Annotated in this window: 14 protein-coding genes; 7 read left to right on the top strand and 7 right to left on the bottom strand. The window is 54.6% G+C overall.

Annotated elements, in window-relative coordinates; all coding sequences use genetic code 11:
* Positions 1-11 precede the first annotated feature (11 nt).
* From IPJ96_03570 to IPJ96_03540, 7 genes are all read right to left on the bottom strand, one after another.
* Positions 12-1,133, bottom strand: coding sequence for a serine hydrolase (locus IPJ96_03570; protein MBK7909427.1), 1,122 nt, complete (start codon positions 1,131-1,133; stop codon positions 12-14).
* 49 nt (positions 1,134-1,182) lie between these two features.
* Positions 1,183-2,793, bottom strand: a complete 1,611-nt coding sequence (locus tag IPJ96_03565; protein ID MBK7909426.1) for an Ig-like domain-containing protein — start codon at positions 2,791-2,793, stop codon at positions 1,183-1,185.
* A complete protein-coding gene (locus tag IPJ96_03560; protein ID MBK7909425.1) occupies positions 2,790-3,278 on the bottom strand; it encodes a GAF domain-containing protein in 489 nt (162 codons plus the stop codon). Before IPJ96_03560 ends, IPJ96_03565 begins: the two co-directional genes overlap by 4 nt.
* A gap of 40 nt (positions 3,279-3,318) precedes the next feature.
* Positions 3,319-4,011 carry a ComF family protein gene (locus tag IPJ96_03555; GenBank protein MBK7909424.1) on the bottom strand — a complete coding sequence of 231 codons (693 nt, stop codon included), beginning with the start codon at positions 4,009-4,011 and terminating at the stop codon, positions 3,319-3,321.
* Positions 4,012-4,122: 111 nt separating this feature from the next.
* Positions 4,123-7,914, bottom strand: coding sequence for a T9SS type A sorting domain-containing protein (locus tag IPJ96_03550; GenBank protein ID MBK7909423.1), 3,792 nt, complete (start codon positions 7,912-7,914; stop codon positions 4,123-4,125).
* A gap of 615 nt (positions 7,915-8,529) precedes the next feature.
* On the bottom strand, positions 8,530-10,878 hold the full coding sequence (locus tag IPJ96_03545) for a hypothetical protein (GenBank protein MBK7909422.1): 2,349 nt from the start codon (positions 10,876-10,878) through the stop codon (positions 8,530-8,532).
* Between the two features lie 180 nt (positions 10,879-11,058).
* Complete coding sequence (locus IPJ96_03540; protein ID MBK7909421.1) at positions 11,059-11,730, bottom strand: hypothetical protein; 672 nt, start codon at positions 11,728-11,730, stop codon at positions 11,059-11,061.
* Between the two features lie 41 nt (positions 11,731-11,771).
* On the opposite strand from IPJ96_03540, the gene IPJ96_03535 reads away from it, so the two are divergent.
* From IPJ96_03535 to IPJ96_03505, 7 genes are all read left to right on the top strand, one after another.
* On the top strand, positions 11,772-12,305 hold the full coding sequence (locus tag IPJ96_03535; protein MBK7909420.1) for a hypothetical protein: 534 nt from the start codon (positions 11,772-11,774) through the stop codon (positions 12,303-12,305).
* 469 nt (positions 12,306-12,774) lie between these two features.
* Positions 12,775-15,012 carry a PAS domain S-box protein gene (locus tag IPJ96_03530; protein MBK7909419.1) on the top strand — a complete coding sequence of 746 codons (2,238 nt, stop codon included), beginning with the start codon at positions 12,775-12,777 and terminating at the stop codon, positions 15,010-15,012.
* Complete coding sequence (locus IPJ96_03525; protein ID MBK7909418.1) at positions 15,009-15,674, top strand: response regulator transcription factor; 666 nt, start codon at positions 15,009-15,011, stop codon at positions 15,672-15,674. The genes IPJ96_03530 and IPJ96_03525 overlap by 4 nt, the downstream gene beginning before the upstream one ends.
* Positions 15,675-15,847: 173 nt before the next feature.
* Positions 15,848-16,855 (top strand): glycosyltransferase, encoded by a 1,008-nt coding sequence (locus IPJ96_03520; GenBank protein ID MBK7909417.1) that lies wholly within the window; start codon positions 15,848-15,850, stop codon positions 16,853-16,855.
* Between the two features lie 324 nt (positions 16,856-17,179).
* Complete coding sequence (locus tag IPJ96_03515) at positions 17,180-18,025, top strand: N-acetylglucosamine kinase (GenBank protein ID MBK7909416.1); 846 nt, start codon at positions 17,180-17,182, stop codon at positions 18,023-18,025.
* Between the two features lie 96 nt (positions 18,026-18,121).
* Complete coding sequence (locus IPJ96_03510; GenBank protein ID MBK7909415.1) at positions 18,122-19,753, top strand: MFS transporter; 1,632 nt, start codon at positions 18,122-18,124, stop codon at positions 19,751-19,753.
* 181 nt (positions 19,754-19,934) lie between these two features.
* A complete protein-coding gene (locus IPJ96_03505) occupies positions 19,935-20,291 on the top strand; it encodes a hypothetical protein (protein MBK7909414.1) in 357 nt (118 codons plus the stop codon).
* Positions 20,292-20,325 lie beyond the last annotated feature (34 nt).

The following is a 20,325-nucleotide window of genomic DNA, read 5'->3' as shown; positions in this document are numbered from 1 at the left end:
GGCTACTTGAATCAAAACTGTCCTGCAACCTGCCGGATGATCGACAGGTATTCGTCTTTGCCTCGGCTGGTACCGAGACGGACAACGATCAACTTCTTTTTGGGCAACACATAGATATATTGGCCGAGGTGACCGATGGCTGCATAATCACCTTCCGACTTGCTGCCGATCCACCATTGACGGTTGTAGTAGGTAGCAGCGCCTTTTTCATCAACCGGCACCACGGAGCTGGTCGCCCACGCTTCGGGCACCAATTGTTTCCCGTTCCAGTTTCCGCCATTCAAATACAGGCGACCGAACTTGGCGAAGTCGCGGGCTTTGGCATTGATGCAACAGAACGCTTTTTCCATTCCGTCCTTTTTATCAATGCTCCAGCTCGCGTCGTATTCCATACCGATGGGCTGCCAGATCTTTTCGTTGAGATAATCGGTCACCGTACGCCCCGTCGCCCGTTCCAGGATATCGGCCAGCAATTGCGTGTTCACGCTCTTATAGTCAAAGCCGCTCATCGGCTCCTTGTCGGTATGCAGGTGCCGTACCGATTCGCGCAGGCGGCGTCCATAGTAATACGTCGCGGCACCGGAGAATGGCGAGTAATACCCTTCGCTGAACTTCACGCCGGACGACATTTGTAAAAGATGGTGCAGGGTCACCCGGTCCCAATTATCTCTGCCTTTGAGTTCCGGCAGATAACGGGTCACGGTATCATGTTCGCTGGAAATTTTTCCTTCTCCGATGGCGATACCAACGAGCGCGGAGACATACGACTTGGCCATGGAAAAAGAAGCGACGGTCGATGACTCGGAATAGCCGTCAAAATAATTCTCATAAAGTAAACTGTCATTCCGGATGACCAGGAAGGCGACAGTAGGAGATTGAGCGAGGAACTCATCGAGCGCCCTGGTCTCGCCGGAATGGTCCTTCACCTTGACCGTACGGCCGAACACATCGTTCTGTTGGGCATCGACAAACCGAAAGGGTTGGGTGGAAGCGGGCAGGTCCCGTTTCGGAAAGATCTTGTGATCCGTAATGTTGGAAAAATTGTACCAGAAGAATCGTCCGACTTTACAGGAAGGCAGGCAAAGCAGACAGGCAACGACTAAGGAAAACGAAAGATACCGGCGCTGAATCATGCGGTAAATTTACAGCCAAATCCCGAGCATGGGAGGTAGCCGACGGGAATTACTTACCCTCCTCCCAGCGCAGGTCGGCATCCCAGTTGGATCGGAGCGGAATGGCTTCCGGCGCAAACCGGACCAACTCCGGCTGAACCCTGCGCAGCAGGTCTCCGGTGTCCCAGCGACCGTTTTCATTCTTATCATCTATCAGCTTTACGCGATAAATGCCGGCATCGAGAAAGCCCCAACTGACGATGGTATCCTGTCGAAGGGCAGCTTCCCGGACGATGTCACCGTGATCACTCACCAACTGCAGCAGGCGGGGACTTCCCGGCTGCTGCTGCCGCAGATCGAAGCGCAACGATGCATACTCCCGTTCTCCACGCACTTTGAACTCCACAAGGGATGAATCGTTCGCCTTTCCAAACAGATCGGTAAACGCTCCCGGGAGGAACAGTACCCGATACATTCTGTCATCCGCCCATTCCGAGAAGAACGACAGCTTCCGGTGGATCGCATCGTCCCAATGAAAGGGAACTTTTACCGGTACCGAATCTGCACTGAACCGGATGCGTGAAGAATCGATGCTGGCGACAGGTACGCGGAACTCGACGGAGAACGGCATCCGGCGCTGTTGTTTGCCGTTGACGAAACTAGTGGTCGCAAAATCCGAGGCGATGATCTTTTTGGAAATGCCCTGGTTCTTTTCCGCTTTCTTGAACAGCCGGAAGTCCGCCGTATCGATGCGGCCGGCTTGCAGGAATCGAATGGCCATTGAATCCGCGGTCTGATTTCGGTACCAGAGCGTGACCGAATCCTGTTTCAGGTTCCATTCCCAGCCATAGGGATTTACGTAAAGGCTATCGGTGATCCAGTCCCATTGCAAACCGGACGCAGGACCGGAAAACGCAAAGGCTGCTTTTCCCGCGACGATGGAGAAACCGCGGATCAGTTTTGATTCCGGGACTTCGCGGAACATGCGCAAGCGAAGCCCGGAAACCGGAACCTCGATCATGGAATCCGTAAAAGCGACACGCTCATCGCCTCCATCGTACCGGTAATTGCTGTTCAGGTCATTGACGGCAAGTACGTAGTACTTACCCGGTGATACGTTGCTGATCCTGAATTTTCCGTCGGAACCCGTGCGGGAGAAATTCGCCGGCAAGTCGGTCACCGGAACCGAATCCGGTAACGAACGATACAGCATCACCAGCGCGCCGTTGACGGGATTGTCGTTGTAGGCATCTACGACCGAGCCATCGACAGTGAGTGAATCAATAACGGATCCCGTGCTCAGCACCATCTGGTAGTCGGCTACCGGATTGGCCTCGTTGTTATCAACGATGCAATTCCCGAAACTGAACGTATAGGTCGTCGCTTCGCGCAAAGTATCGTCCCAGCTTACGAGAATGCTTTTTTTCCGGGCCTTGATCAAGGGAGGCTGGGCTAAGGGTGGCGATACCACGAACTGACTCGCAGCGTCTTTCAGTTGGACGTATTCATCGAAATCCAGCCGGATCGAGTTACCACGAAAACCGGCTGTATGATCCGGCGGATCGGCACGCAACAAGACGGGCGGTTTCGTATCACGCTCACCCCCTTGCGGTGCAACCTGGATCGCACAGGAAGAAACGACCAGCGCGATCAGCGCTAAGCAGCATAGACGGCGACTCATAAGCATTCCTCCAGCAGGGCGAGCACCTGTGAAAGTCCGCGTGCATCTACTTCGGAAAAGTCATTCAATTTGTCACTATCGACATCCAGGACGCCGACGATCGTTCCCTGCTTTCGGATCGGAAGCACGATTTCCGAACGCGAATCCGAGCTACAGGCGATATGCCCGGGAAACTGATCCACGTCCGGAACCACGATGACACGGCTCTCCGCCCAGGCGGTACCGCAAACGCCTTTGCCTTTCGCAATGGTCGTACAAGCCACCGGGCCTTGAAAGGGTCCAAGAACGAGTCGTTCGATAGCAGGATCGACCAGGTAAAAGCCGACCCAGAAGAAGCCGAATGCTTCCCGTAAGGCGGCGGCAACGTTGGCCATGTTGGCCACCGGACCGACCCCGGCATCCAGCAAGGCCTTCAGTTGCGGCAGCAGCAATTCGTACCGCTCCGCCCGGGTTGCCGACTTCGGAAGTTTGATGGATTCCGCCACGGCGCAAAGATGAAAAAAAGAGGGCAGATAGCCGTCAGCGTCAGGCGGCGGCCATCCCGACGATGCTGATCCGAACACCCGGCACTTCGAGCAAGGTCTCCGCGCACGACACGAGCGTGGAGCCGGTCGTGATGACATCATCGACCAGCAGGATGTGCCGACCGGTCAAACCAGCCGGGTCGGCCGCCTGGAAAACATGCTCGACATTCCTGAAACGATCGAATCGGTGCTTGCGTGTTTGGGTTGAGGTTGCCACCACTTTCCGAAGGCCATCCGGCAGAACCGTCTTACCCATGCCGATTCCGAGTCCTTCCGCAAAACAGGCCGCCTGATTGTAGCCACGCAGCCGGAGCTTCTCCGGGTGTAAAGGAACCGGAATGATCAGGTCGATCGAAGCGAAAGCGGGCACCTGAAGCAAGTCCCTGCCGTACCAGGCTCCTACCTCGACGCCTACATCCGGTCGTTGTTTGTATTTGAGGTGATGGATCATGCGCTGTACGCGTTCCCCTTTGCTGAAGTGAAAACAAGCCGCAGCCGCCACCAATGGTATCTTTCCCCAGAAGTGACGTTCCACGACATTGCCCGGAAAGTGATGGAAATGCGTTCGAGGCAAACGGTACCGGCAATGCGTGCAAATAGCCTTCTCCCCTTCCACCAGGTCGCGTTCGCAGGCGGCGCAGCGCAGGGGATATAAAAGCCAAAGAAGGTCCGTCCACAATCGAAGGATTCGCATGCCGCAAAGTGCTGCATGCTGCCCGCATTCACATCCACTTAATGCGGTTTCTTTAAAAGCAAACGGGCGATGACTGATCAGCCATCGCCCGTTCGTAGTATCAAGAAGAGCTTATCGTGCGGATTTGATCGCGCGCACCACCTTGGTGGCGGTCTGGTTGGTTACTTCCACCAGGTACATGCCGGGCGCGAAATCACGGCCTGCTTCAATGCGACCTTCGACCTGTTCCTTTCGGAACAACAGTTTACCGTTGGCGTCGTAGATGGTCACGGTTACAGGCTGGCCCGTCAGGATGATGAATTCTTCGGTGGTAGGGTTCGGGAACACATAAACTCCCGGGACCACTGCCGGGCCGGGTGTGATTCCCGCACAAGCGTCGAAGGTGATCAGCAAGGTATCCTGCGCGCTGCAGTTGGCCGCGTTGGTAACGGTCACCCAGACGGTCGCTACACCGATACCCGTGCCGGAACTGTCGACATTGATCGATTGCGTCGTCGCGCCGTTGGACCAACGGTACGTCACGAAGCCGGAGCCGGCGTTTACCTGCACGACAGCACTGCTACAAACGGTAGAGTCGTTACCCAGACTCACAACCGGAGCGGCGTTCACCGTGATTGATCGCTGTGCCGAATTCGTGCACCCGTTATTATCAGTGTATGTGTAGGTGATGTTAAATGTACCGGTACCGGAAACGGACGGATCGAATGCGCCGCCGGATACACCAGTGCCGCTATAGGTACCGCCCGCGGGAGAACCGCCGGTGAGGGTGAGCGGAGCGCTGTTGCTGCACTGCGCCGGCAGGGTGGCAAGTGCAACGGTCGGGAGCGGTCGCACCTGGACGTTCTGAGAGGCAGAACCGGTACAACCGTTCATATCGGTATAGAGATATTGGATGGAGTATGTTCCGATGCCGACCGACGGATTGAATTGTCCGCCGCTCACACCGGTACCCACATAGGTCCCACCTGCAGGCGATCCGCCGGTGAGGGTAACCGGTGAAGCGTTGAGGCAAACCGGATTGATCGTGGAGAACGTGACGCTTGGAGCAGCATTCACGACGATGTTCCGCTGCGCGGAATTCGTACAGCCGTTGTTATCGGTATACGTATAGGTTATGGCAAACGTACCGTTACCCGATACAGCAGGGTTGAAGGTGCTGCCACTCACACCTGTGCCGCTGTAGGTACCACCGGCAGGCGATCCGCCGGTGAGGTTCAATACAGGGGTGTTGCTGCAGACGTTGGGTAATGTTGCCAGCGTTACGTTCGGCAAAGCGTTGACGCGCCAGGTGGCGGTCGCGGAATTGCTGCAACCGGCGGCATCGGTGTAAGCGTAGGTGATCGTATGGTTACCAGCGCCTGCTACAGCGGGATCGAAACTCGTTCCGCTGACACCAGGTCCGCTGTACGTGCCGCCGGCAGGCGAACCGCCGGACAACGTCTGTACCCCGGCATTCTGACATACCGCTGTAAAGCTCCCCAACGAAACCGTCGGAGCGGCATTCACCGTGATGGCGGAAGTATCGTTTCCGGAGCAACCGTTGTTATCCGTATAGGCATACGTCAGTACAAAAGTTCCCGTACCGGCTGTTACCGGATTGAAGCTTGAACCGCTGACGCCGGTTCCGCTATACGTGCCGCCGGCAGGCGAGCCACCGCTCAGCGTGACAGCACTTCCATTGGAACAAGCCGGAGCAAGTGCAGCAAAGCTAACCACCGGAGCGGCATTCACCCGGATGGTCGCGGTATCGGTACCGGAGCAACCGCCGCTGTTCACCGTATAGGTGATGATGTGCACACCGGCACCGGCAGCGGAAGGATTGAAATTCCCGGCGCTGACACCAGGGCCGCTGTAGGTGCCGCCTGTTGGTGTTCCGGTCGTCAGCGCGAAAGCGGCGCTGTTGGTACAGACCGCATTCAGCGTATTCAGGATGACCGTCGGTTGCGTACCCACGGTGATGGTGACATGGGCAACCGCGATACAACCGCTGCCATCGTTACCGGTGACGGTATAAGTCGTGGTAACCGTAGGGGTGGCGGTGACGATCTGCGAAGTGGTAGAGGACAAACCCGTTGCTGGCGACCAGGAATAACTGGACGCGGTGCTGGCGGTGAGGGTAGCCGATCCTCCGTTGCAAAGTTGCGACGTATTGGTCGAAACCGTGAAGTTGAAACTGTTGGCGACCTGGTTGGCTTGCGGGTAGCCGGTCGTGAGGTAATTCGTTGTAAAGCCGGTGCCGTTGTATTCGATGACGGCGAAGAAGTAGCGTTCTCCGACCGTCAGGCCGGTTACAGTGACTGTTGTATCGGTTCCGTCATAGACGACATAATTTCCCGAGCCCAAATTGCTCCCCAATCCGAATACGCTGTTGGCCGTGTAATAACTTCCATCGATCGGAAGCGCGTTCACCGAGCCATTCTGTCGGGCAACAACAAGTCGTCGGGTTCCATTGCCGTTGGTCCAGCGCAGGGTAAGGTCATTGCAGTTACCGGTAGCAAGCGCAAGATTGCTGGTTGCCGTAGTCGGCTGACTGGCCTGTGCCAGGGTGATCTGGGTCACCACGAAATCGGCCAGCGGGTTTCCGTATAACGTTGTGCCGCCGAAAAGCGCGGTATCGTTGAAGAAGCCCGTAGCATAGACAGCACCATAATTATCCGCGACGGCGACTCCGAACGCGGCATCGCGCCAGGGGCTGCCGGCTTTCTTCACCCATTTGATGCGTCCGCTGGTATCGTAACAGGAGACAAAGAAATCGCGGTTGCCGTAGCCATAGACCGTCAACGTATCGAAAACGCCGCGGTCGTCGAACTGCCCTGATAGGTAGATCTCATCGCGGGAAGGACTATACGCCAGACCCTGGCCGAAATCTTCGTAGATATAACCGGCGCGCTTGAGCCAGATGGGATTTCCGTTGGGGTCAACCTTCGCAAAGAAGATGTCCCAGCTACCTGCGGAAGTGATCGACAGGGAACCCAGCGTCATCGTAGATCCGAAGTAGCCAGTCGTGTAGATGTTACCCGCGTTATCCCTGGTAATCGAATACGCGCGGATCGTATCGCAACAACCGCCCATGGGAAGGATCCATTGCAGTGATCCGGAGGTGTCGTACTTGGCCAGGAATGCGCCTTGTTGCGCGCTGTTGCTGGTGATGGTCGTTCCACTAAAGGTGGCGCTTGTTCCGAAAGACCCTACGACGTAGAGGTTACCCTGTCCGTCGAGCATGGCACCACGGCCGCGATCGTCTCGGTTTCCGCCGCCTTTCCGCACCCAGACGGCCTGACCGTTGGCGTTGTATTTTGCGATGTAGCAGTCTTGACCACCGTTGCTACTGGTGATGTTGATGCCGCCGAAATTGGACGTTCCGCCGAAGCCTCCGGTCCAATAAGAGTTACCATCGGCATCAACAGCAAGTCCGCGCGCGCGGCAGTCGCTGGAACCACCGGCTCGCCGAACCCATTGAAGGTTACCATTGTTATCATATTTCGCAATGAACGAGTCATTGGCGCCGCCGACGGTAATGGAGTCGGTAGGCGAGAAATAGCAGGTCGTTTCAAATTCACCGACGATGTACACATTGCGTTGCGCATCCAGTCCGATGGCCGAGCCGGCATCGCCGTCGCTTCCGCCGGCATGTCGCATCCAGAGGAGGGTACCGGTGGGTGAGTATTTACAAAGGAAGATGTCGTGCTGGCCGGCGGAATAAAAGGACACGCCTCCGCCGAAGTCGGTTCCATATTCACTCTGACCGACAACATATACATAACCGGAGTCGTCGGTGATGATACCGTTTCCGTACTCGTATCCTTCGGACAGTCCGGTTCGGGACCATTGGATGGTTTGCGCCTGGGTCGTAAGTGTGGTGGCTAAAACGGCAATAAACAGGACGCGTAACAGCTTAAGCATGGCGGATTGGATTTTTTCGCTCTATGGTAATCGAATCTGGGGCTACAAAGTTACCGCAGCGAGGGGCATGTAAATCACGGCTGTAAGGTTTTTACCAAATCTTCATGAAGACGCCACAAAAAACCGGAAGCCGGGCTGTTACGCCCGGTTCCGGTACACAAACACACACCTACACAAACTGTTTTATTCGACGATAAACCGCCCCTGTAGCCGTTTTCCGGAGGTTTGGCAATCGATGAAGTACTGATACAAGCCAGGACTTTTACCTTCCCGTTGATTTCAAAACGGTCAGAATTCGTCCTTATTTTTTCCAGAAGCCGCCCATTCAGATTAAAAACGCTTAATACAGCCTCTTCGGCGGCATCGTTTCGGAAGTATAATCTGGCTTTTTCACACTCGAGAGTATCAAAACGCCAATTCGAAAACTGCCCGCTTTACTTTTTGAACTCATTCGGAATAATTCTTTACCAGACATTCCGGCAAGATCAATGAAAATTCGCTTTTGAGAATTGTGATCGTGCCATCATTCATGATGCTGTTGTAAAGGATCTCGCAAGTCTGAAAAAACGGACCGCCTCACACCAGGCGATCCGTTTATTACACACACACTACCTGTTAATCCATAACAATCCGGCCGGAGTACGAGCGATCCGAAGAACTCCACATGATCACATACGAATATACTCCCGCTGCCAGCTTGCCGCGTTGCAGCTCGAAGCGGTCGCCGGTGGTCATTTGCTGTATGACTTCGCGTCCGTGGATGTCGATCACCTTCAGCATCACCTGCTCCGCTCCTTCGTTCCGGAACAGCAGGAAAGCGCGATCGTGCATCGGGTTCGGGAAGAAGACGGCCCGGTCGTTCGGTACCACCGGCACTTCAATCGCCGTCGGAATCACCGACACCATCGAGTTCCAGACGGTGTTCGTTTCCACCGGTGCGTTCAGATCGAAATAAATAAACGCCGTGTTCTCGACGCGGGTCTTTTCGGGGAGGCCCTGCACGGACTTGATACGGTAACGAACGAAGCCGTTACTGCCGGGCTCGTCCACGTTACTGTCGGGCAGCAGGATGTTATTGAAGGTGAAGACTGCCGCGCGGTTGCTGTCGATGCTCAGCTCCACCGGGTGACTGGAGGCCACCAGTTCGAGCGTAGTCAGGTCGAGGCCGGCATCGATCGTGTCGCGGATGATGACCACGAAGGCCGTATCGGTACCCGTATTCTGGAAGCGGATCTTGTAGTCCAGCGTATCGCTGAAGAGCGTATAGTGCTCGACCGAATCGACACCCGCCGGTATCACCGCCTTGTCGTTGGGGTCGTAGGAACAGGTAACAGTCTGTGACATGGACGTTGCATCGGAGAACATCGGTGTGCCGCCACTGTCGGTGACATTGACACGAACCCTGGTGGTGACGGTGCCGGAAAATGGCTGTACCACGCCATACGTAAACGTCTGACTCCCCATCGGCTGCAGGTTGGAAAAAGCCCAGGTCAGCGTATCACCGCTGATGACGGCCGTACCGGGACTGAAACCGCCCGTGTAAGTCTGGTTGGCCGACTTGATAACCTGAAGGGTCCCCTGGCTGACAACGTTGCTTCGGTTGGTGATGGTAACATAATTGACCACCGACCAGGAGCAACGGGCGATTCCCGGATTGAAGGAAATAGCAGTCGTATAATCGGCGGCAGTGGATCGCAGTCCGAAATCCAGGCCGGTCTGATTTCCCGTGTTGGTAAAGGTGTAGGTAGCAGGACTGGACGACAAATAAAACAAGCCGTTGGTCGATTGCCAGCTTACATCGTGTGTTCCCAGGACGGCTCCGATCGAGAACAGTCCGGCATTATTTGAAAATGAATAAGCGCTATCCGGCGAAGCAAACACCCGTTGCCCGCTGATCGGCGGTTCGCCTACATCAAAAGCGCCGTTATTGTTCGCGTCAAAATAGATGGAACCACTCAGGTACGAGGGCGCATCTACCACTGTAAAGACAGAGTCGAGGTAGTGTTGACCTCCGCTGATCACGATGTACAAACGGTAATCGCCCATAGCCTGTCCGGAAGGAATGTTGAATACCAATTGCACCTGATTTTGTGAAAGCACGTTGAAAACGGTATTGGTCAGGTACAAACTAGCACCACCTCCTACACGAGTAAGGTACCCGTAGCTGATATTTCCCCAGGGATTACCACTGGTGGTGAAGATGTTGTCGTACGCGTTAACCGTTGCGTTGATATTGGCTTGCCCCCGAAAACCCACGCGAGGCGACATCGCGTACAAGGGATCGATCGCGCCGATATCCAGGCCGCTCGTATTGTTATTGCTCACCGTGACCGGTATTGTGGACGGGCTGGTAAAATGATACTGCCGTCCGGGCGAACCTGCAGTCAAGGTGTAGGATCCATTCGCGACACCGAAACTGAAATCTCCATTGGTATTGGTATAGACGGTGTAGTTGGACGGTCCGGTCAATTGGACAACCATGTTTGACAAGCCGGTTTCACCACCATCTCGTATCCCATTGGCGTTTGCATCATAGTACAAGCTTCCGGAAACATACCCATCCGGCGGATTGATCGTGAAAGCGCTGTACAGCGTATCATAATAGTAGACCCAGGGCATACCCGGATCAAGGGTTGTCACACAAACGTCGTAAACCCCGGCCACTGCATTGGTAGGAATATCCCATGTAACATCCGCCACATCCTGGGTGTTCACAAAGGCATTCCAGTTGCCACCCATATAATTGAACACACTAATGCTACCGGATCCGTTGCGCAACTCGACATTTTCCAGGTTTCCCCACTGACTGATACTTGTGAAGAAAATGTTGCTACCGGTGATCGTGGTCGTGATCTGGTTCTGTCCGACTGTTCCGGAGTTCGGCGTGATCGCCGTTAACGATTGGGCGGAGAGTTGAAGCTGCAGGCCGACGAAGCCCAGCAGGAGCAGTAAAAGTTTTTTCATGGTCAGTGTGGTTAGACAGGGCGAAAAGTAGGCAAGTGGTTGATACACACAAAGAAAAACGAATCAAAATCCAAGTATTTTGATGATGAAACAGTTTTCATAGGTGAATGCATCTTTCCCGTGGGTGACCGAAACCGATCAATCGATTGCCCAGGATAAAAGAAATGGAAGTAAGCTGCCTCAGGCTCTCTCCGGAACGATCCGGTGAACATTGACCTGGATCGTAAGCTGGTTCCGCACTACCCGGATCGTGTGATGGGAATAACCCGGAAGCAACGACAACGATTTGAAGAACTCCGCTGCGAATGTACGGTTGGGTTCGCTGATCAGTATTACGGATCCTTTGTCGAGGTAATGTCCGATCAAGCTTCGGATAAACGGAAAAGCACGCGACTCATACGCAATATCGGAAGCCAGGACAAGATCGGCCTCCGGAAGATCTTCGCCTTGCCTCCAATCGAACTGGCGTACACTGGCCGGTCGTTGGATGTTTCGTTCCCAATTGTAGCGAGCCAACTCCAAAGGTTCGGAAAGATAATCTGTCAACAAAACTTCCGCACCCAGCCTTCCCGCCACTATGCCGGGCAGTCCGAGCCCACAGCCGATCTCAACGACTTTCTTTCCCATTACCAGGGACGGGTGCAGGAAAAGGTACTCCGCTAATCCGATCGCGGCGGGCCAGATCTCCGCCCAATAGGGTATCCGTTCATCCGTTACATCCGGGTGTGTGCTGGGCTGATTGAGCAGTTGGGCAAACAGCGCATCGATATCCGCCACCCGTGCCATGGAGAAATCATGACCGGCAAGCGTGATCAGCTCGTGCGACAAGGGGAAACCCTGAAACTCCTGCATCCGCGATAAAGGTCGGAAACCCGGTTGGAAATGCGGTATCTTTGATCGACAAACTCCTTACCGGCTTGCGGCTCGTCCAATACTTTTTATTCAGTTTCTTTTTGTTGGCGCTCACCCCAAGCACCAACGCACAATCCGCTTTTGTCACCCGCCTCGACCTCGGGCTGGGGAGTGAACGCAAGCTGCTGGTGGAATGGCTGATCCGACAGGGCTTCGAGACTGACACGCTCTCTCAACCCGTCACCGAAACGATGGCACAGGGCATCAGTACGGTATTAGGAAAGGAACTTTTCGGGGAGACCTACCAGAACCGGGAAGGCAATATCCGGGTGCGCCTGTTCACAGACCAGGCGAATGTCGTACAACGACTACAGGTACAGATGGCCAATCCTGCTCCGGGCGAAGCGTATAATTTGAAGTCGTCCTTCCGGACATCGGGCTACTCCACCGGCTCTGAGTTTACGAATCAGGAAGACAACACCCATTCACTCCTGCTGGAAAAAGAAGATCGTCGCTTTACCCTGGTGGAATCGGACGATGGCAGTTGGCTGCTGTTAAATGGGCAAATGCGCTAAGTTGTCATTGTCTCTGATCTTCAGGCACCGGAATTGTTCCATCGCTCGCCGGAAATGCAACCTGGGTTCAGGTTGATTATCATCCCATGAGCTGTTTGTTCTCTTTGTCACGTAACCGAATACTGCTACCGCAATGCCGCCATTTGTCCGTTTTGCGCCATTCAACAATAGCAATTCAGATTAATAAACGGCATGCCTGAGCCGGTTGATACCTGACTGAAAGTATCTGCATCCTCCGTTCGATCAGCGTTCCAGGCACATTTGGCAGGGCGGAAGCCGGCATTAAAAAGCTGAACAACGGGTCCGAACTACTGAATTACCCCGTCAAATCCTTATCTTTACTAAGGAGTAAAAAGTGGCGGAAAGTTGTTGCGACCGACTTTTCGAAAACGGTGACTGAATAAATACGGCAATCTCATTCCGTTTCAGAAGCCATCCTGCAGACTTGTACAATAATGGAATTGGCCTGATGGAACAATTCATTTCCCGCGTAAAGTCATCACTGGCCGAGCGGCTGGAGCTTGCCCAATCCTTCGGTAAAATCGGAGAATGGGAGTTCGATTTCCTGAGTGGATCGGCGATCTGGTCGAAGGAGGTGTATAATTTCTACGAAGTCGACTTGGATCTGCCACCGGTACTCTTCCACGAAAGCGATGAATATTATCGACCGGAAGAAAAAACAAGACTCTTCAGTCTCATTGAACGCCTGCGGCTTACGCGGACCGCTCAACAGGACGTATTTCAGGTCCACTTACCGAACGGCAAGGTCAAATGGCATCGTTCGCTCCTGATCCCGGAAGTCGATGTGAACGGACAATTGGTGCACATGCACGGCTTGTTGCAGGACATCACCGACGAGATGATGGCCCGGACACGACTGAAAGAAGAACAGGTTTTCTTCCAATCGGTGCTGGACAGCATTCCGGCTGATATCGCCGTATACAGCGAAGACCAGCGCTATCTATACATCAACGAGACCGCAGTGGCTGACGCCGAGGCGCGAAAGTGGATCGTTAACAAGAACGACTTCGACTACTTCACCATGCGCGGCCTGCCACTCGACCGGGCCTATAAACGGCAGGCGCAGTTTCGCTCCATGCTGGAGGGAAAGGAAAAAAAGTTCTTCGAGGAACATTCCGTTAAGAACGGGAAGGACATTTATAAGCTTCGACAGTTCGCTCCTATCTGGGACAAACAAACCGGCAAGTTGCGGTACGTCATCGGATACGGCGTCGACATCACTGACTGGAAATTGTCCGAACAACGCCTGGTCAGTTCCGGCATCGCAATGGAAGCTTCGACCGACGGTATCGCGATTCTGGGTGCTGACGAGACCTATCAGTATCTCAATAACGCACACATCTCGATGTTCGGATACGACGCCGAGGAAGACCTGAAAGGGAAAACCTGGAGAGCCATTTATCCGAAAACCGAAGTTGAACGCATTGAAAAGATCCTGCTCCCGCTCTTGATGCAGGAGGGTTATTGGCAGGGCGAGACGGTGGGCAAAAAGAAGGACGGAACGCTGTTTCACCAGGAGATCACCTTGTCCGCACTTCCCAACGGCGGGATGATCTGCATCTGTCGTGACATCAGTAAGCGACGGGAACGGGATGAGGAGATGCAGAAGCTGGCCCTGGTATCCAACCGCTCGAACAATATCATCCTCATCCTGGACAATCAGCGAAGAGTCGATTGGGTCAACGATAGCTTCCTGCGTCTGACGGGGCGCACCAAGGAGGAAGTGCTCGGCACGCGCTTTCCCTCCGAAACACCGGGCTGGAGCAACGACAACCTGCCGCCCTGGCTGCAATTCGGTATGCACCAGCACCAACACATGAAAGGCGAGCTGGCTTATTACACCGCAACCGGGGAAGAAATATGGTTACAGGGTGAGATCAACCCGGTGTACGACGATAACGGGGAATTTCGCTACAGCGCGTGCATCCTGAACGATATTACCCTCATCAAGGCAGCCGAAAAGAACGCGCTCACGGCCCTTCACAAGGAGCGCGCGCTGAGTGAACTCAAATCGCGGTTTGTCAGCCTGGCCTCGCACGAATTCCGTACGCCACTCGCCGGCATCCTGTCCAGTACCGACATCATCCGTGAATACGCCGACACGATCGAGGATGAGGCAGCCGCGCGTATTCTTAACCATACCGACCGGATCGCCGAAGAAGTGTTACGCATGACGGAGATCATGAACAATGTTTTGTTGCTGGGGAAAATGGATGCAGGCAAGATCCCATTCAGGCCGGGCTCGGGCGATATACACGAGTTCATTCAGACCCATCTGCGAAGAGTCAGTACCGCGTTTCGTGAACGCGTCCGCTTCAATGGCCCCGGACGCCCGGTCCACACCCGCTTCGACCCGAATCTTCTCGACCACATCCTCAACAACCTGTTGTCCAACGCGGCCAAGTACAGTCCGGCTGAACTGGACATTTTCGTCGATCTCCTGCCGGACGAATCCGATGGAATTCAGATCGTGGTCCGAGACAAAGGCATCGGCATTCCCGCCAAGGAACTGCCGTTCCTGTACGAATCTTTCTTCCGCGGCTCCAACACCAACGACTTTCACGGAACCGGGCTGGGTCTTCCTCTGGTCAAACAATTCGTGGATCTGCACGGATGGTCCATCCGCATACAAAGTGAAGAGAACAACGGAACCGACGTTACCATTATTATCCCTACCGAGTCATGAATGAAGTGAAGAAGAAGATCCTGGTCGTTGACGATGAAGTCAGATTGCGGGAGAATATTTGCGAGCTGCTCGACCTGAACGGCTTCCTGACAGCCGCGGCTGAGAACGGACAGCAAGCCGAGCAGCAGGTCCGGGAATTTCAACCCGACCTCGTGATCTGCGACATCCGGATGCCGCTGATGGACGGATACGAATTCCTGCAACGACTACGCGAAAACACGGAACGAAAAGACATCCCGTTGATCTTCATCTCCGCGAAGGTCGAACGCGACGACATCCGGAAAGGCATGAACCTGGGCGCCGACGACTACCTGACCAAACCGTTCATGAAAGATGAGCTCCTGCAAGCGGTCACGACACGCCTGAAAAGGAAAGAACAGATGAGTGCGGGTCATCAGACCGATGTGCAGAACGCCAAACTCCAGTACACGCGTGAAGAGGTCATGCAGCACCTCCGAAAACTCACAAAATCCGAACGGCACATCCTGCGAAGAGTGGCCGAAGGCAAGACCAGCAGGCAGATCTCCGAAGAACTCTTCATCAGCTTCAAGACCGTGGAAAATCACCGGTCCAACATATCCGAAAAACTCGGTATCAGCGGAACGCTTTCGCTGATCACCTACGCGTTTTCCATCAAACCATTCCTCGATTCCATCGAGTAAGGGTGTTCCCTCATTTTATCCCGCTCCATTGGAAATACGTAACCGACCAGAGATCTTACAGTGCAATTCGAACTTCAGTTCCGATTGAATGAGTTACTTGGTTGCAGCCCCGGCATCCCGCAAGATGCCGGGGTTCGCATTTATTCCCCCTGCAAGCCCGTACCTTTTCGGCCGTGAAACCCATCAGAATTTCCGTCCTGCTGCCGTTTCATCACGAAGGTTCCCTGCTGGAGGAAGCCATGGAGAGCGTACGTCATCAGCATTGTGATGGATGGGAATTGGTTCTGGTCGACAGTCAGGCGGATGACCGGACGCGTTCCATCGCAGCCCGATACGCAATATCCGACCCAAGGATCCGCATGGTCCCCGCGAACGCGCCGGGGATCAGTGCAGCCCTGAACACCGGTCTTTCCGAATGTGCCGGCGCTTACATCGCGCGCATGGACGCCGACGACCGGATGCATCCCGAGCGTCTCTTGAAACAAGCGGACTTCCTCGACAGTCATGCAGCAATCGACTTAGTCGCGAGTCGTTGTGCGGTCTTTCCTGAGACACCGGAGAATGAAGGTTACCGGCTATTCGTAGCCTGGCAAAACGAATTACTGACGCCGGAGGATCATCGACGCAACCGGTTCATCGAATCACCCATTGCCCATCCTTCCGTGATGTTCAGAAGATCCTTGATCGATCGTTATGGAGGTTATCGCGAGGATGGCGTTCCGGAGGATTATGAAATGTGGTTGCGTTGGATGGATGCCGGAGTTCGTATTTCCAAGCTGCCGGAGTTCCTGCTGGAATGGCGCGACCACTCCGGGCGATTGAGCAGGATTCATCCGGATTACTCCCTGGATGCCTTCCTCCGTGTCAAAGCCCGCTACCTGGCAAGCTGGCTGCAGCAACATCCTCCGGGTGATCGACCCTTGGTCGTCTGTGGCGGAAGCCGGAACATCAGGAATAAGCTGGAGGTCTTGCAAGGTGAAGGCATTCGCTTCGACGCCTATACCGATGTAGTGAATCGCCCGGGGCATCCGCTCCGCTATATCCCGGTCTCGTCCCTTCCGGCGCCAGGAGAGGCCTTTTTCATCACTTTGATCGGGCAACGGGGAGTTCGGACAGCGATCCGGCAACTTCTAATGGAACAGGGACATCAGGAGGAACAAGACTTTATTTTGCTCGCCTGATCCCGGTCGACTCCGGTTTTGTCCCATTCAGAAGACCCAAATACCTGACCGGCATGGTTCATTCGTCTCAAGGCACATCCCGACCATACTTTAGTGCAACATTGTCCGGCTCACTCCACGTTGTCAGGTGACCCCTGGCGACGCCAAACAGGAGTTTTAGTGATGTGTGTTTCCGGTTTTCAATGCCGCCGCCGGACTGCGCTGTGTGGACGCAGGCCGGCGGTCCATTTTATCCCAGCCCTGTTTACAGATTCATTTCGATCGCTCCTTTCCCCCCGCTTCGTTTTTGTATGATTGCAACTACGAACCAATGCAGGAAACAGCATGTTATTGATCGCCGACGGCGGATCGACCAAAGCCGACTGGGCCGTCCTTGAAGACAATGGCCAGGTACGGCTGTTGAGCTCGGAAGGATTCAATCCGAACCAGCATGATGCGCAACAGATCGCGTTGAAACTGGCAGGCGACCCGGCACTGATGGCGCTGGCGGAACAGGTCATCAGTGTCCGGTACTTCGGTTCGGGTTGTTCTTCGCCGGAACTGAAAGCCATCGCAGGCGCCGGACTTCGCGCCTTCTTCAAACACGCTTCCATTGAAGTGGACCATGATGTCCAGGCCGCAGCCCTGGCGGTTTGCGGAAACACACCGGGCATTGCCTGCATCCTGGGAACCGGCAGCAACGCCTGTTACTTCGATGGCAGGCACGCTCAGCCGGCGCGTTCGGGACTCGGCTATATCCTGGGCGACGAAGGCAGCGGCACCTGGTTCGGGAAGCGACTGGTCACCCGCTATCTGTACGGATTGATGCCGGACGACCTGAGCCGGGAATTCGACAAACACTACGCCTTGACCCGCGATGAAGTCATTCGTCGTGTGTACCGCGAAAGCGGAGCGAACAACTGGCTCGCTTCCTTCGCACCCTTCCTGAGCATGCATCGGGAACATCCCTGGATACTCGAAACGCTGGATGCAGGATTCGCGGAATTCTTCGAACTCTGCGTACGTCCGATCCAAGTCCCGACACCGCTACCGGTTCATTTCGTCGGCAGCATCGCCCACGCCTTTCAACCGGAACTGATCCGGACCGGTGCGCGGCTGGGGCAGCCGGTCGGCACGATCCTTCAAAAACCTATTGAAGGACTGGTTCGACACTTCCGTCAGCTTCATTAACCGCATAGCTGTACAAAGTCGGGCGAATAACTTTCATCAGGACCTTGCGTATCCAAGTACGATTTTACCGTATTTGACAGCATAACACTTCCCGGCATGGCGCAAACGAATCCGACGATCAGCAAGGGCGCATTACCGACGCTCATCACCGTCTTCTTCTTCTGGGGCTTTGTAGCCGCTTCGAACGGCATCTTCATCCCGTTCTGCAAGACACATTTCCAGTTGAATCAGTTTCAGTCGCAACTGATCGACACCTCCTTCTACGGCGCCTACTTCTTCGGTTCCCTGCTGTTATATCTGATGTCCGGAGTTTCAGGTGTCGACATCCTCAACCGAATCGGCTACAAGAACGGGATCATCATCGGATTGTCGATGTCGGTGATCGGCGCGCTTAGTCTGGCGTTCGTCTCGGTATCGGCTTCGGCCACGTTCGCGATGGTGCTCGCTTCGTTCTTCATCATCGCGCTGGGCTTTTCACTGCAGCAGACAGCCGCTCAACCGTTCACCATCGCGCTGGGAAGTCCGGAGACCGGCGCGCACCGGCTCAACCTTGCCGGCGGCATCAACTCGCTTGGCACATTGCTCGGTCCGCTGGCGGTGAGTTATATGCTGTTCGGCGATTTGCAAAACGGCGGCACCGCGACGATTAAGTCGATCCAAACCCTGTACCTCACCCTGGCAGGACTCTTTCTCTTCGTGGCCTTGTTCTTCCTGTTTTCGAAGAACCTCCCGACCATTCACCAGGAAGAGCACGTGGAAAAGAGTTCGAAGGCTACGAATATCCTTTTTCTCATCTCCATTCCGACGGTGCTCATCTTGTTCTTCAACGACCTTATACCTGAAGCGGACCGTGTATATGTGGTCATCGGTTCATTGATCGTAATACTTGGCCTGCTCTTCTACGCCATGGGGGCAGCCGCGAAGAACAAGCAGGGCTGGGGCGCCATGCAATACCCGCAACTGGTGCTGGGCATGATCGCGATCTTCGTGTATGTCGGGATGGAAGTGACGGTGCAAAGCAATATGGGCGCGTTGCTGAAACAACCGGAGTTCGGCGGGCTCGACGAAAAATACATTTCGCAGTTCATCTCGCTCTATTGGGGTAGTCTCATGATCGGTCGCTGGACCGGCGCGGTGGCGGTATTCAAAGTGTCGCCCTCGGTAAAGAAATTGCTGACCGTAATCGTTCCGTTGATCGCCTTCGGGGTCATCCTGTTCGTGAACCACCTGCGCGGAAACGATGTGGAGAACCTGTACGTCTATGTACTGTGCGTACTTGTCCTGATCGCCGCCTTCCTGTATGCGAATGAACAACCGGTTCGCATGCTCTTTACGGTCGCTGCGCTTGGGACCCTCGCGCTGCTTGTCGGATTGTTTACGACCGGGACGGTGAGCACGTACGCCTTCATCAGCGCGGGCTTGTGTTGCTCGGTCATGTGGCCCTGCATTTTCGCATTGGCGATCATGGGACTTGGAAAATACACCAGCCAGGGTTCGGCATTTTTGATCATGATGATCCTGGGGGGAGCCATCATTCCACCGGCGCAGGGAGTCATCTGCGATCTGGACAAACATGCGCCGGGCGGTATCCTTGGCATGAGTTACACGCACTTTTCATACGTATTACCCCTGCTTTGCTTCATCTACCTGGCCTGGCATGCACTGCGTACAGCCGGTATCCTGAAGGCGCAAGGGCTAAGTGTGGACCAGCCAACAACAGGACACTAAGGAACTTAATGGTTATTGAAAAGGCCTTCTGAATATCCAGAAGGCCTTTTTTATTCATTTATAACTGATTTTTTATCAAAAAAGGATGTTTCCCGTTCAGTAGTCCTTTCTTCCCGTTCGGCGCCATTTGTTAAGAAAATCCGGTGTGGAGGATTAATGTTGTGACATCAAATAGTGCACGATGGTCCGTCAACTGCGCCTGATCGCCCTGCTGTTAGTCTGCTCATTTCTGGTCAACGGAACTGCAAAGGCCACAGCACCTTCCTACATCTTCGTTGAAGTGCCCGGTATAAGCCTGGATCGGGGCTTCCCCCAATTGCGCGATGAACTTCGCGCCCTTCCCGAACTGGGCGAGATCGACTTCTGTGAAGGTCTCGGTCTGGCGATCATCGCCGTTCATGGCGACACCCATCTTGCTAAGCAACGAATCAACTCCCTGCTGCATAAGCTCCGGTACAAGTACGCGATCAAACGCGATGCCGATATCGGAGCCGTGAGGACCCTCTGCGAAAGGAAATCACACAACCGGCCACATTGAGGCCAACGGCAATCGGCCGGTAAATTTCAGGGCA

It is taken from the genome of Bacteroidota bacterium, assembly GCA_016713765.1.
GTDB classification, from domain to species: domain Bacteria; phylum Bacteroidota; class Bacteroidia; order AKYH767-A; family 2013-40CM-41-45; genus Pollutiaquabacter; species Pollutiaquabacter aromativorans.
The sequence above is the reverse complement of the archived record's forward strand: the minus strand, read 5'-3'. Positions and strand labels throughout refer to the sequence as shown.

Coding starts and splice junctions, on each gene's coding strand:
- IPJ96_03570 (MBK7909427.1), bottom strand. CDS start 1,133: ATGATTCAGCGCCGGTATCTTTCGTTTTCCTTAGTCGTTGCCTGTCTG.
- IPJ96_03565 (MBK7909426.1), bottom strand. CDS start 2,793: ATGAGTCGCCGTCTATGCTGCTTAGCGCTGATCGCGCTGGTCGTTTCT.
- IPJ96_03555 (MBK7909424.1), bottom strand. CDS start 4,011: ATGCGAATCCTTCGATTGTGGACGGACCTTCTTTGGCTTTTATATCCC.
- IPJ96_03550 (MBK7909423.1), bottom strand. CDS start 7,914: ATGCTTAAGCTGTTACGCGTCCTGTTTATTGCCGTTTTAGCCACCACA.
- IPJ96_03545 (MBK7909422.1), bottom strand. CDS start 10,878: ATGAAAAAACTTTTACTGCTCCTGCTGGGCTTCGTCGGCCTGCAGCTT.
- IPJ96_03540 (MBK7909421.1), bottom strand. CDS start 11,730: ATGCAGGAGTTTCAGGGTTTCCCCTTGTCGCACGAGCTGATCACGCTT.
- IPJ96_03530 (MBK7909419.1), top strand. CDS start 12,775: ATGGAACAATTCATTTCCCGCGTAAAGTCATCACTGGCCGAGCGGCTG.
- IPJ96_03525 (MBK7909418.1), top strand. CDS start 15,009: ATGAATGAAGTGAAGAAGAAGATCCTGGTCGTTGACGATGAAGTCAGA.
- IPJ96_03515 (MBK7909416.1), top strand. CDS start 17,180: ATGTTATTGATCGCCGACGGCGGATCGACCAAAGCCGACTGGGCCGTC.
- IPJ96_03510 (MBK7909415.1), top strand. CDS start 18,122: ATGGCGCAAACGAATCCGACGATCAGCAAGGGCGCATTACCGACGCTC.
- IPJ96_03505 (MBK7909414.1), top strand. CDS start 19,935: ATGGTCCGTCAACTGCGCCTGATCGCCCTGCTGTTAGTCTGCTCATTT.